At 52.4% G+C, this 13,150-nt stretch carries 8 protein-coding genes and 1 pseudogene; 2 read left to right on the top strand and 7 right to left on the bottom strand.

Features of this window, described 5'->3' with window-relative positions; translation table 11 throughout:
• Window positions 1-64: 64 nt before the first annotated feature.
• A complete protein-coding gene (adiA, locus tag ACLJZ5_RS17865; RefSeq protein WP_001538051.1) occupies window positions 65-2,332 on the bottom strand; it encodes an arginine decarboxylase in 2,268 nt (755 codons plus the stop codon).
• A 232-nt stretch (window positions 2,333-2,564) separates the two neighbouring features.
• Complete coding sequence (melR, locus tag ACLJZ5_RS17870) at window positions 2,565-3,497, bottom strand: transcriptional regulator MelR (protein WP_000106992.1); 933 nt, start codon at window positions 3,495-3,497, stop codon at window positions 2,565-2,567.
• A gap of 268 nt (window positions 3,498-3,765) precedes the next feature.
• On the opposite strand from melR, the gene ACLJZ5_RS17875 reads away from it, so the two are divergent.
• Together ACLJZ5_RS17875 and melB are read left to right on the top strand one after the other, a co-directional pair.
• Window positions 3,766-5,121 (top strand): alpha-glucosidase/alpha-galactosidase, encoded by a 1,356-nt coding sequence (locus ACLJZ5_RS17875; protein WP_024798109.1) that lies wholly within the window; start codon window positions 3,766-3,768, stop codon window positions 5,119-5,121.
• An 83-nt stretch (window positions 5,122-5,204) separates the two neighbouring features.
• Window positions 5,205-6,636 (top strand): annotated as a pseudogene (gene melB / locus ACLJZ5_RS17880) (melibiose:sodium transporter MelB).
• 97 nt (window positions 6,637-6,733) lie between these two features.
• Here the strand turns inward: melB and fumA are convergent.
• The 5 genes from fumA to ACLJZ5_RS17905 form a co-directional block, all read right to left on the bottom strand.
• On the bottom strand, window positions 6,734-8,380 hold the full coding sequence (fumA, locus tag ACLJZ5_RS17885; protein WP_024798108.1) for a class I fumarate hydratase FumA: 1,647 nt from the start codon (window positions 8,378-8,380) through the stop codon (window positions 6,734-6,736).
• 95 nt (window positions 8,381-8,475) lie between these two features.
• Window positions 8,476-9,816, bottom strand: a complete 1,341-nt coding sequence (dcuB, locus tag ACLJZ5_RS17890) for an anaerobic C4-dicarboxylate transporter DcuB (protein ID WP_000899149.1) — start codon at window positions 9,814-9,816, stop codon at window positions 8,476-8,478.
• 146 nt (window positions 9,817-9,962) lie between these two features.
• Window positions 9,963-10,229 (bottom strand): hypothetical protein, encoded by a 267-nt coding sequence (locus ACLJZ5_RS17895; protein WP_001584204.1) that lies wholly within the window; start codon window positions 10,227-10,229, stop codon window positions 9,963-9,965.
• A gap of 316 nt (window positions 10,230-10,545) precedes the next feature.
• A complete protein-coding gene (gene dcuR / locus ACLJZ5_RS17900; RefSeq protein ID WP_000611307.1) occupies window positions 10,546-11,265 on the bottom strand; it encodes a two-component system response regulator DcuR in 720 nt (239 codons plus the stop codon).
• On the bottom strand, window positions 11,262-12,893 hold the full coding sequence (locus tag ACLJZ5_RS17905) for a sensor histidine kinase (protein ID WP_000682903.1): 1,632 nt from the start codon (window positions 12,891-12,893) through the stop codon (window positions 11,262-11,264). Before ACLJZ5_RS17905 ends, dcuR begins: the two co-directional genes overlap by 4 nt.
• Window positions 12,894-13,150 lie beyond the last annotated feature (257 nt).

Raw genomic sequence — 13,150 nt, forward strand, 5'->3', positions numbered from 1 at the left:
TATTATTGTTTTGCAGCAATACTCAGGGAATACATGCCATCCTCAAAAAAAAGACTCTTTGTGATTAGGCTTTCACGCACATAACGTGATATACGCCATCAATAATTTCCGTGCCTTCGGTTTCATGCTCAAAGCCAGGGAAGTGATGATCCCAGGATTGCAGTGAGCGTAAGTAACCCACCTGCGGACTGTTTTCATCGCCAAAGTTTTCGCCGGAGAGCAGCATCGGGATGCCTGGCGGGTAAGGAATAACGGAGTTCGCCGCAATGCGACCCGGTAGATTTTCAATCGCCACCATTTCAATATTGTCGTTCACGATCGCGTTGTAGGCGTCGCGCGGGGTAATCTCCGCAACCGGCAGGGTGGAATAGGCGGCGTTGAGACGGGCGCCCGGGTTATTTTCACGTAGCCAGGCAAACATTTTATCGCCCAGGTCATGAATACCCATGTTCGCGTAAGTGTCAGGATAATCCTGCACCAGTTCCGGCATCACCTGCGCCAGCGGCGTATTCGCGTCGTAATGATGTTTGAAGGAACACAGCGTGTTGATCAGCGTTCCCCATTTCCCGCGAGTTACCCCCATAGAGAACAGGAACATAATCTGGAAGTCGGTGGTGCGGGTCGGCACGATACCGTGGCGGCCAAGCCATGCTGTGACCAGCGCAGCAGGTACGCCGGATGCTTCCAGTTCGCCATCGTCGCCCATACCCGGCGCCAGGATACTGACTTTAATCGGGTCCAGCATACTCCAGTTATCCGGCAGGTCTTTAAAGCCGTGCCAGGTTTCCCCGGGGCGCATGACCCAGCAGTTCTGGTCGGTGGCCAGCAGTTTTGCCGGCGCGTCGGCGAAGTCATACGTTTTACCGGTTTGTGGATCGGTGACGACGTCTTTATTCCACGGTTTAAAGAACCAGTCGCCTTCATCGGTAAACTCTTTATAAAGACGCGCCATCGCCTGACGGAAATCAACTGCTTCGTCAATCACCTCTTGAGTCAGGGACAGACCGCTGTTACCGTCCATCATCGATACCGCCACATCGTTGGATGCGCAGATGGCATATAACGGAGAGGTGGTGGCATGCATCATATATGCCTGGTTGAAGCGGGAGAAATTCACCGCGCCACGGCCTTCACGGACGTGAATGTAGGAAGCTTGTGAAAGCGCATTCAGTAGTTTGTGCGTGGAGTGGGTGGCAAACACAGTCGGACCGTTATGGTCGCCTGGCTCGCCGCGCATCGCGTAGTGATCGCAATAAATCGGGTTGAAGCGCGCATAGCCGTACCATGCTTCGTCGAAGTGAATGCGATCGCTGGTTTTTGCCAGCAGATCCTGCGCCTCTTTGGCGTTATAGCATACGCCGTCATAGGTACAGTTGGTCACTACGCTGTAAGACGGTTTCTGTCCGGCTTTAGTTTTGGTCAGCGGGCTGGCGCTGATTTTTTTCTGCAAGGTTTCAGGCTGCATTTCCTGCGGGTAGATTGGCCCGATAATGCCGTAACGGTTACGGCTTGGCACCATATATACCGGTTTGGCCCCAGTGAGGATCAGCCCCTGCTCGATGGATTTATGGCAGTTACGATCCAGTACAACGACATCATTATCCGTCATACAGGCCTGCATAATAGTACGGTTAGAACCGGAGGTCCCGACAACCACGGACCAGGAGCGGTCAGCACCGAATACGCGGGCGGCATTTTTCTCGCTTTCGCCAAACGCGCCGGTATGGTCGAGGAGTGAACCGAGCGTGGTACGCTCAATCCCCATATCGCTGCGGAACAGGTTTTCGCCATAATAATCGTGATAAAAGCGACCGGCAGGCGTTTTAGTGAAACCGACGCCGCCCTGGTGTCCCGGCGCCGCCCATGAATATTCATGAATGTCGCTGTATTTCATCAACGCGTTAAACAGCGGCGGTAACAGTTGCTGACGATACCGGGTCATGGCGGCAACGGCGCGTCCGGCGATAAAGTCAGCGGTGTCTTCCAGAATCCAGGCGAATTCATCGACAAGCTCCAGCAGGTCGCGGTCCAGCGATGCCGTCGCTTTTTCCCTGTCGCCTAACAGGAAAACGGGCACGTTTTGCTGACGCTCGTGAAGCTTACCGATCAATTGCCTGACGCTCAGGTGCTCATCCGGTTGTTCCATTTGGTAGCTAAACATCAGACAGTCAATGGCTTCGTTCGCGGACAAGATGGCATAGCCGTCATCGAAGGATGTCGATTTAATGACGGTAACATTTTGTTGGCTCAAGGCATCCGCCAGACGCTCAACCGCGTTGCCAACCCAGGTGTCCTGATGCAGAAACTCACTTTCAACAATTAATACTTTCATCATCTTTTACCCGGTTGTGGAGGCCGTGCAATTTACGCCTTGCCGACCCGCCGTATGAATGTGACGTGGGCAAGTATTACCCCGTCAAATAGGGGGTGTAAAGTGATGGAATAATGGTCAGTTATTGATATTATTGTTTAATAAACAATGGGTTAATTATTGATAGCGAGCGATTTCACCCGCCGTTTATCGACAGGTGAATTATTTTTTTGGCTGATAGTGGTATCCGGCTTTAGCCGGGCATCGTCTGGCGTCGTTGCTGGCTTAGCTTGCGGTATTGTTGCGGCGACATGCCGACAAATTTGCTAAAAGTACTGTAAAAACGGCTGCTGGATCGGAACCCGGCAGTCAGAGCGACATCGAGGATCGTTTTGTCAGTATCGCTCAATAAGGCACGTACGTGATTGATGCGCATCGCCGTGATGTACTGCTTCATCGTCAATTGCATAACCCGCTGGAATATTCCCATCGCGTAATTAGCATTGAGTTTGACATGCTCCGCGACGTCGTTAATGGTGAGCGCCTGATCGTAGTTATCGGCAATAAATCCCAGCATCTGGCTTACGTAAAACTGCGCATGGCGTGAGACGCTATTCTTGTGGGTGCGTGATGTTTTATTGAGCAAAATGGGCTGCCAGCCGGAAAGGCTAAAGCGTTTAAGCATCAGGCCGATTTCATCGATCGCCAACTGGCGAATTTGCTCATTCGGGCTGCTTGTTTCCTGCTGCCAGCGCAACACTTCAAAGGTGCTAAGCTGCTGGGTCGCCAGTGATTTAACCACCATCCCGTGCGTGACGTGGTTGATAAGATCGCGATCCAGCGGCCAGGAGAGAAACAGGTGCATCGGCAAACTGAAAATCGCCATCTGGCGGCAGTTGCCGGGGCGGGTAAGCTGGTGTGGCGTACAGGCCCAAAACAGGGTGATATGCCCCTGCTTTATCTGCACGACTTCATTGTTGATTAAATACTCCACATCGCCGTCAAACGGAACATTCACTTCTACTTGCCCATGCCAGTGACTGCTGGCCATTCTGTGCGGCGGCCTCAGTTCAACGTCCAGTCGTTGATATTCGGAATAGAGCGACAGCGGGCTACGGGTTTGCTTTTCATCGCCGTTGCACATGTGCGGGTCGGGCGGGAGGAGGGATATTGCTTGCGTACTCATCGTCACTCCATTTCCTGAATTATCAGAATTATGCCCCTTTAGCCGGGAGGAAACCGGGAATCCGGACACAGAATCCGTCGATATTGTAGAGCGTAGCCTGACTATCAGGCCGAATACTCTGCTTTTTACGCCATTTTGTCCCAAAAACTCAGATCTTCCGCGCGCCAGCATACGATCTGAGTTTTCGGGAATGCTCATCGGGGAAGACGGAGGTTTTCACCGGGAACGCGTGCCACCATGAAGGTGTTCACTACTGTTCTGGAGAGTCATGATGACGGCACCCAAAATTACCTTTATCGGCGCAGGTTCTACGATTTTCGTCAAAAATATCCTCGGCGATGTGTTTCACCGCGAGGCGCTAAAATCAGCGCATGTCGCCCTGATGGATATTGACGAAACCCGGCTGGAAGAGTCGCACATTGTGGTACGGAAACTGATGGACTCAGCGGGCGCTTCTGGCCGGATTACCTGCCATACCAACCAGAAAGCGGCGCTACAGGATGCGGATTTCGTGGTGGTCGCCTTTCAGATTGGCGGCTATGAACCCTGCACCGTGACCGATTTTGAGGTTTGTAAGCGTCATGGCCTGGAACAGACGATCGCCGATACGCTGGGGCCGGGCGGCATCATGCGCGCGCTGCGGACCATCCCGCATCTGTGGCGGATTTGCGAAGACATGATGGAAGTCTGTCCGAAGGCCACCATGCTCAATTACGTCAACCCGATGGCGATGAATACCTGGGCGATGTATGCCCGCTATCCTCATATCAAACAGGTCGGCCTGTGCCATTCGGTACAGGGAACGGCGGAAGAACTGGCGCGCGACCTGAATATCGATCCCGCCTCGCTGCGCTACCGCTGCGCCGGCATTAACCACATGGCGTTTTACCTGGAACTGGAGCGCAAAACGGCTGACGGGACTTATGTCGATCTCTATCCTGAATTGCTGGCGGCCTATGACGCCGGACAGGCGCCGAAGCCCAATATTCACGGCAATGAACGCTGCCAGAACATTGTGCGCTACGAGATGTTCAAAAAGTTGGGCTACTTCGTCACCGAGTCATCAGAGCATTTTGCCGAGTACACGCCGTGGTTTATTAAACCGGGACGCGAGGATCTGATTGCACGTTACAAGGTGCCGCTGGATGAATATCCGAAACGCTGCGTAGAACAACTGGCGAACTGGCATAAAGAGCTGGAGGAGTATAAAACCGCCGAGCGTATCGACATCAAACCGTCCCGCGAGTACGCCAGCACCATTATGAACGCTCTGTGGACCGGCGAGCCGAGCGTGATTTACGGCAATGTGCGTAACGAGGGGCTGATTGATAACCTGCCGCAGGGAAGCTGCGTGGAAGTGGCTTGTCTGGTGGATGCCAACGGCATTCAACCGACGAAGGTGGGGACGATCCCTTCTCATCTGGCGGCGATGATGCAGACCAACATCAACGTGCAAACGCTGTTGACCGAAGCCATCCTCACGGAAAACCGCGATCGCGTGTATCACGCGGCGATGATGGACCCTCATACCGCGGCGGTGCTGGGTATCGAAGAAATCTATGCGTTGGTTGACGAGCTGATCGCCGCGCATGGCGACTGGCTTCCGGCCTGGTTACGCCGTTAATCTCCAGCCGCGCTGGACGGCAGATCCGGCGTTTAACCTCTACTAACAGAAGGCGGGCGCTGGTAACAGCGACCCGGTACCCTATGAGCATCTCTCTGACAACAAAGCTGAGTTACGGGTTCGGTGCGTTTGGTAAGGATTTCGCCATCGGCATTGTGTATATGTACCTGATGTATTACTACACCGATGTGGTGGGACTTTCGGTCGGCCTCGTCGGCACCCTCTTTCTGGTCGCGCGAATCTGGGATGCGATAAACGATCCCATCATGGGCTGGATTGTCAACGCCACGCGTTCGCGGTGGGGGAAATTTAAGCCGTGGATATTGATCGGCACCTTAACCAATTCGCTGGTGCTTTTCCTGCTGTTCAGCGCCCATCTTTTTGAGGGAACCGCGCAGGTTGTATTTGTCTGCGTAACTTACATCCTGTGGGGCATGACGTATACCATTATGGATATCCCATTTTGGTCGCTGGTGCCGACCATTACGCTTGATAAGCGAGAACGCGAACAACTGGTGCCGTTCCCGCGTTTCTTCGCCAGTCTGGCTGGCTTCGTCACTGCCGGTATAACGCTGCCGTTTGTGAACTACGTTGGCGGAGCGGATCGTGGGTTCGGCTTTCAGATGTTTACGCTGGTACTGATTGCGTTTTTTATCGCCTCGACTATCGTGACATTACGCAACGTACATGAGGTGTACTCCTCCGACAACGGTGTAACGGCGGGCCGCCCACATCTGACGTTAAAAACGATCGTTGGATTGATATACAAAAACGATCAGCTCTCTTGCCTGTTGGGAATGGCGCTGGCGTATAACATTGCCTCCAATATTATCAATGGCTTTGCGATCTACTACTTCACCTATGTGATTGGCGATGCCGATCTTTTTCCCTATTACCTTTACTTACGCCGGCGCGGCGAATCTGTTGACGCTGATTGTCTTCCCCCGGCTGGTGAAAATGTTATCGCGGCGGATATTGTGGGCGGGCGCCTCCGTGATGCCCGTTCTGAGTTGCGCAGGGCTCTTCGCGATGGCGTTGGCGGATGTCCATAATGCCGCTTTAATCGTGGCGGCGGGTATTTTCCTGAATATCGGGACCGCGCTCTTTTGGGTGCTTCAGGTAATCATGGTGGCGGATACGGTCGATTATGGGGAATTTAAGCTCAATATTCGCTGCGAGAGTATCGCTTATTCCGTACAGACGATGGTCGTGAAGGGCGGCTCGGCGTTTGCGGCGTTCTTTATCGCTCTGGTGCTGGGGCTGATTGGCTACACGCCGAACGTGGCGCAGTCTGCGCAAACCCTGCAGGGGATGCAGTTTATTATGATTGTCCTGCCGGTACTGTTTTTCATGATGACGTTGGTTCTCTACTTCCGCTACTACCGTTTGAACGGCGACATGCTGCGCAAGATTCAGATCCACCTGCTGGATAAATACCGGAAAACGCCGCCATTCGTCGAACAGCCGGATAGCCCGGCGATTTCTGTGGTAGCGACCAGCGATGTAAAAGCGTGAGCATGATCTCTCGTGCAGGCCGGATAAGCCGGATAAGCGTAGCGCCATCCGGCAATTAACCGATAACGCGGCCCGGGAGAACGCCGGGCCTGCCAGGTTATTTCGCGCAGTTAGCGCACTGTTTGCTGACAATCTGCTGGAAGAAATCGTTGCCTTTGTCATCCACCAGGATAAAGGCCGGGAAATCTTCTACTTCAATTTTCCAGATAGCTTCCATGCCGAGTTCCGGATATTCGACACACTCCAGATGCTTAATGCTCTGCTGTGCCAGTACCGCCGCCGGGCCGCCGATACTGCCCAAATAAAAGCCGCCATGTTTTTTACAGGCATCCGTGACCTGCTGACTACGGTTGCCTTTCGCCAGCATGATCATACTGCCGCCGTGGGATTGCAGTAGATCGACATAAGAGTCCATTCGACCTGCGGTGGTGGGGCCTAATGAGCCAGATGGATAACCTGCCGGGGTTTTTGCCGGGCCTGCGTAATAGATGGGATGGTCTTTAATATACTGCGGCAGGTCTTCGCCGGATTCAATACGCTCTTTTAGCTTCGCGTGGGCGATATCGCGACCTACGATAATGGTGCCCGTCAGCGACAGGCGAGTCGAGACCGGGTACTGCGATAGCTGGGCGAGGATCTCTTTCATCGGACGGTTGAGATCGACTTTCACCGCGTCGCCTTCGCCCGCCTGACGCAGCGTTGGCGGAATATACTGGCCCGGATTGTGTTCCAGTTTTTCGATCCAGATGCCTTCGCGGTTGATTTTCGCTTTGATGTTACGGTCGGCCGAGCAGGAGACGCCCATCCCCACCGGACAGGAAGCGCCGTGACGCGGCAGGCGAATGACGCGAATATCGTGGGCGAAATATTTCCCGCCGAACTGGGCGCCGAGGCCAAGTTTTTGCGCTTCTTCCAGCAGTTCCTGTTCCAGGTGGAGATCGCGGAATGCCTGGCCGTGCTCATTACCTTCCGTCGGCAGCGCGTCGTAATAGTGGGTGCTGGCGAGCTTAACGGTTTTCAGCGTGCTTTCCGCCGAGGTGCCGCCAATGACAAAGGCGATATGGTATGGCGGACAGGCCGCGGTGCCCAGCGTGCGCATTTTCTCAACGAGGAAGTTTTTCAGCTTGCCTGGGGTGAGCAGCGCTTTGGTCTCCTGATAGAGATACGTTTTGTTTGCTGAACCGCCGCCTTTCGCCACGCAAAGGAACTTGTACTCGTCGCCATCGACGGCATAGAGATCGATTTGCGCTGGCAGGTTGCTGCCGGTATTGACCTCTTTGTACATATCCAGCGGCGCGTTCTGCGAGTAGCGCAGGTTATCTTCTATATAGGTATTAAACACGCCTTTGGAGAGCGCGGCTTCATCGCCGCCGCCCGTCCAGACGCGTTGGCCTTTTTTACCCATGATAATCGCCGTGCCGGTATCCTGGCAGGTCGGCAGAATGCCTTTGGCGGCGATCTCGGAGTTTCTCAGGAATTGCAACGCCACATATTTGTCGTTTTCGCTGGCTTCGGGGTCATTGAGAATGGCGGCGACTTGCTGCTGGTGTTCAGGACGGAGCATAAAAGACGCATCATGGAAGGCCTGCTGAGCCAGCAACGTTAACGCCTGCGGCTCAACGTTGAGGATAGATTCTCCGTTGAATTCACTGACGCTGACATAATCGGAGGTGAGCAGATAATACTCTGTTTTGTCCTCTCCCATCGGGAAAGGCGCCTGATAGATAAACTCTTTTTTCGACATGTGCTTCCAGCCTAATAGTAAGAAAATGTATTAAGAGCCTCACGGGCCAGGCTCTAAGTCGCGCGCCGCGCATAACCGGGCGGCGCGCGCGGCCATTACAGGAATCCGTACATTGCGGCAAAGATCCAGCCAAAGACGCAGGAGACGCTCACGCCAATCAAACCCGGCAGAATGAAGCTGTGGTTAATGACGAAGCGGCCAATACGGGTTGTGCCGGAACGGTCAAACTGAATCGCCGCCAGATCGCTTGGGTAGGTCGGCAGGATATAGTAGCCATAACATGCCGGCGCAGAGGCCACGATATACGCCGGATCGACACCGATAGCCAGCGCGACGGGAACAATCGCCGCCAGCGCCGCTGCCTGGGAGTTAACAAACTTGGAGACCAGCAGCAGAACGATGGCGTAGGCCCACGGATACTCTTTGACCATTTCGCCCAGCACGCCCTGAATTTCCGACATATGCGCGCCGAACATGGTTTCCGCCATCCAGGCGATCCCGTATACCGCGACAATCGCAATCATACCGGAACGAAAAACTTCGTTTTTTGAGATAGACGCAGGATTGGTTTTGGTCAGGATGATAATGAGCGCCCCGGTCAGCAGCATAAACATCTGAATGACCAGCACCATCGACAACGGTTTGCCGCCGAAGGTTGGACGTAAGTCGGAGTCCGCGCCCAGGAGAGCGACCACGGCAATCGCCGCCAGGAAGATCCACATCGCCAGCCAGTTGCTTTTCGGCAGTTTTTTATCCAGCAGCGTCGCGGTATCGCCGTACACGTACTGACGGTTTTCCGGTACGGAAATAAATTTCTGAAACGCTTCGTCTTTATCCAGATCTTTACCGCGGAACCAACTAAAAATACCGATTGCCAGGATACCGAGCAGGGTAGACGGGATGGTGATCGACAGCAGATCGAGGAACTCCAGATGTTTTCCGTCAAATGTCACGTTGCCCAGCATCGCTACCAGAGAAACAACGGCGACGGAAACCGGACTGGCGATGATGCCCATTTGCGCGCCGATAGAACTGGCCGCCATTGGACGTTCCGGACGGATATTATTCTTGATCGCCACGTCATAGATAATCGGCAAAATGGTGTAGACCACGTGGCCTGTCCCACACAGAATCGTCAGGGTACAGGTGACGAACGGCGCCACAATAGAGACGTATTTGGGGTTGCGACGCAGCAGCTTTTCGGCAATCTGCAGCATCACATCCAGCCCGCCTGACGCCTGCAACGTCGCCGACGCGGCGACTACCGCGATAATGACCAGCATTACGTCAACGGGCGGTTTACCTGGCTGGAGATGGAAAACAAACACCAGAATGACCAGACCAATACCGCCCAACAACCCGAGCGCGATCCCGCCCTTTCGGGCACCATAAAACAGACATATTAATATTATGAGAAGCTGTATACTAAATAACATTTTTATTTATCCTCGCGATAAACCCAGTCAATTTTGATAAATGGATCACAGCCATCTTCTGATTTGTGTGAATGAGCATCAGGAAATGGCGAATATTCAATGCGCCAGTGGCGACGATTAACGATTAAGCTTTTTACAGAGTTGCTTTAAGTAATTATTTTCTTGCGATGGTGATGTTCAGAGGGAAGCACCCTCTGGCGATGGGCAGGTGGAGTCAGCGAGATCAGTAAATTATGATTTGTCTGTTTTAAAAACAGGCGTTTATTATTTAATTTTTGTGTCTCGCCATCAGGTAAATCACGAGATAAATCGAACAGAATGTGACTTATGTGATCATTGTCACGCCATTTTTTTAAATTATTAGTATGGCGTGTGGAGACGCGTATCTGCTCACCAATATACGTATTGTCCATAGGCGTAGCACAAGCTCCATTGCTACAAACATAATTTTATTTAAGTGTCAGGAAAATTCCGGACAAATCCCTTTTTTAATAAAAATACACACTCTCGGCATGGGATAATACTTAATTAACTTTTGTTAGCGTTTTGAAATTAAAAACAGCGCAGAGCGCTGTAATAATAGAAAATAACGTTAACAGGCCTGGGTTGAGTATATTTGATCTGACACAATTTCCCAGGTTTGTTATTAATGTGATAGCGTTTTTATTGGCATTGTTATAATAAATGTTACCAGGATATAACGTTTCGCGTCGGCTTTATGCGGTATCCTTACTGACAATATTGTTTCAGTAAAGAGTAATGTTCCGGCTGAACACGGTAGCGGTAAACCGGCCTGCCGGTCACGCCGTAATGAATACTGGTAAACAAGATATGGCAATTCACCAGCCAGATGAGATATTTACGGCAGGAGACGCGCGAGATATTCACTTCGTTGGCCAACTCGTCGGTAGAAAATTCCTGCTCCTGATGCGCATCAATCCACTGGCATAAGGTGCGTAGCGTTTGCTGCGTCAGCCCTTTTGGCAGCCGGCGAGGCTCCTGCTCGCTGGATGAATTACCGTGAATGAGCAGGTCAAGCTCAGACTGTTCGTAATACTGGCGTTTTTCCATCGCCGTTTTCTTACGTAGCCAGCCGGTCAGCGCTTCTTCAAAGCGCGTGGCCTGAAAAGGCTTGATCAGATAATCCACCACGCCGTAGTGAAGCGAATCTTTAATGGTGGCGGCGTCAGCGGCAGAAGAAATGACAATAACGTCGCTTTTGCAGCCTGCGCTGTGCAGGACAGGCAGCAGATCCAATCCGTTTTCCTGCTGCATGTAGATATCCAGCAGGATTAGGTCAATGTGATTTTCACTGTTGAAGATAAACTCTTTCGCTTTTTCCAGCGTCGAAGCGGTTCCACAACAATGAAAACCGGAGATTTGCGCGACATAGCGGCGATTTAACTCCGCGACCATCGCATCGTCATCGACAATTAATACATTGATCATAGGCTGGTCCTTTTTCCATCCCAGGGTAACTGTACAAAAAATTGTGTGAAGATCCCAGGCTCGGACTCCACGGAAATTACGCCGCCAAGCGCTTCAACCTGCTGTTTAACCAGCGCTAAACCGACGCCGCGTTCGGCGCCTTTCGACGAGACGCCTTTTTCAAAAATCGCCTCGATGCGCTCAGGTTCGATACCCGGACCGTCATCGCTCACTTCGCAATGCAGCCAGCCATGACGGTAGTGTAACGAGACGCTGATTTCTCCGCCGGATTCCTGGCTCAACGCTTCCAGCGCGTTTTCAATCAAATTACCCAGCGCCGTAATCAGCACCGTAACCTGATCTTCATTGTTATTATCCGGTAACTGGCTGTCGCTGCTTATCACCAGGCTGTGCCCGAAATCAGAGGCGCGAGTAATCTTACTGAGCAAAAAGCCAGCGATAATCGGCGACTTTATTTTACCCAGCAGCAAACCGATCTCTTCCTGATAGTTATTGGCCGTCTTGATAATATACGCTTCAAGCTGCTTATAACTCTTCAGGTGCAATAATCCCAGAATCACATGTAATTTGTTCATGAATTCGTGGGATCGTTCACGGAGCGCATCCGCGTAGTTCACCATCCCGTCCAACCGCTGCATCAGTTGGCGAACTTCTGTTTTATCCCTGAAGGTGGATATCGCGCCGATAATTTCGCCGTTGCTGCGCACCGGAACGGTATTCACCAGCAGCAGGCGGCCTTTGACGATGATCTCTTCATCGCGGCGCGGCGTACCGTCACGCAACACTTCGCTAATGTCCACCACCTGCGACCAGGCATGACTCAGGGTGGATAATCTGGCGTCATCCTGCGTTTTTCGATAATCGAGCAGCGCCTGCGCCGCATGGTTAATCAACGTGACTTCGCCGCTATCATCCACGGCGATAACGCCCTCTTTGATTGACTGCAGCATCGCCTGGCGTTGTTCAAACAGGGTTGAGATCTCATAGGGTTCGAGGCCAAACAGGATACGTTTCAGCACCTTGACCAGCGCATACGTGCCTAATAACCCCACCAGAGCGCCGAACAGAATGGACCAGATAATACTGCCGCGGCTATTGTTGATCTGCTGCGTAACGTGACTGAGTTCCAGGCCAATCGCTACCACGCCGATCTGCCGGTGACGTTCATCATAAACCGGTGTGAAAACGCGCAGCGCTTTGGCAAGAAAGCCGCGATTAATGGCAACGTTTTCCTTTCCCTGCAGCGCGAGCAGAATGTCATCGCCTTTGAACGGTTGACCGATTCGCTGCGTTTCTGGGTGCGAATAACGGATGCCCTGCATGTTGGTCACCACAATAAACAAAAAGCCATTATGCTGGCTCACCGCTTCGGCGAGCGTCTGAATGCCGCTTTCCGCAGGCGGTTTTTTCAGCCCCTCGCGAATTGCCGGAGAGTCCGCCAGCGAGCGAGCCACCGCCAGCGCTTTATCTGCCAGCGCGTCGCGCGTCATGCTGCTGATTTGCGAAAAATAGATCAGATGGACCACAACGAGCACCGAAAACAGAACGGCGCTGACCATCAGAATGACGGTGGTGCCGAGTTTCATGGGGCGTTTGCGTAACGCCCGGCATGGCAGGGAGTGTTTCATAGTGGACCTGAGCGGACGAATCGTAAGGTTATTATCCCTGATGAGGCGTCTAATTCAAAGGCATAGGCGATGTTGCTCCAGTGTTGAAAAGCCCGTCTTACCTTGCAGGGGGCGCTACCTGCTCATGTCGTTAATTAATATCGCCGGATACCGTGATGGGTAATTTATTTTCGTCAGAATTACATAAAATAATTTTTCATTAATTTTTATAATAACGTATGCGGTATCACATTTTATTTTTACTGACGTTCAGAATG

It is taken from the genome of Salmonella sp. 5800 (assembly GCF_046558195.1).
Taxonomy (GTDB): Bacteria; Pseudomonadota; Gammaproteobacteria; order Enterobacterales; family Enterobacteriaceae; genus Salmonella; species Salmonella enterica.

Bases quoted from the DNA above. Each gene is read 5' to 3' on its own strand.
- dcuR (WP_000611307.1), bottom strand. From the start codon at position 11,265: ATGATCAATGTATTAATTGTCGATGACGATGCGATGGTCGCGGAGTTA.
- fumA (WP_024798108.1), bottom strand. From the start codon at position 8,380: ATGTCGAAAAAAGAGTTTATCTATCAGGCGCCTTTCCCGATGGGAGAG.
- ACLJZ5_RS17895 (WP_001584204.1), bottom strand. From the start codon at position 10,229: ATGGACAATACGTATATTGGTGAGCAGATACGCGTCTCCACACGCCAT.
- ACLJZ5_RS17875 (WP_024798109.1), top strand. From the start codon at position 3,766: ATGATGACGGCACCCAAAATTACCTTTATCGGCGCAGGTTCTACGATT.
- melR (WP_000106992.1), bottom strand. From the start codon at position 3,497: ATGAGTACGCAAGCAATATCCCTCCTCCCGCCCGACCCGCACATGTGC.
- ACLJZ5_RS17905 (WP_000682903.1), bottom strand. From the start codon at position 12,893: ATGAAACACTCCCTGCCATGCCGGGCGTTACGCAAACGCCCCATGAAA.
- adiA (WP_001538051.1), bottom strand. From the start codon at position 2,332: ATGAAAGTATTAATTGTTGAAAGTGAGTTTCTGCATCAGGACACCTGG.
- dcuB (WP_000899149.1), bottom strand. From the start codon at position 9,816: ATGTTATTTAGTATACAGCTTCTCATAATATTAATATGTCTGTTTTAT.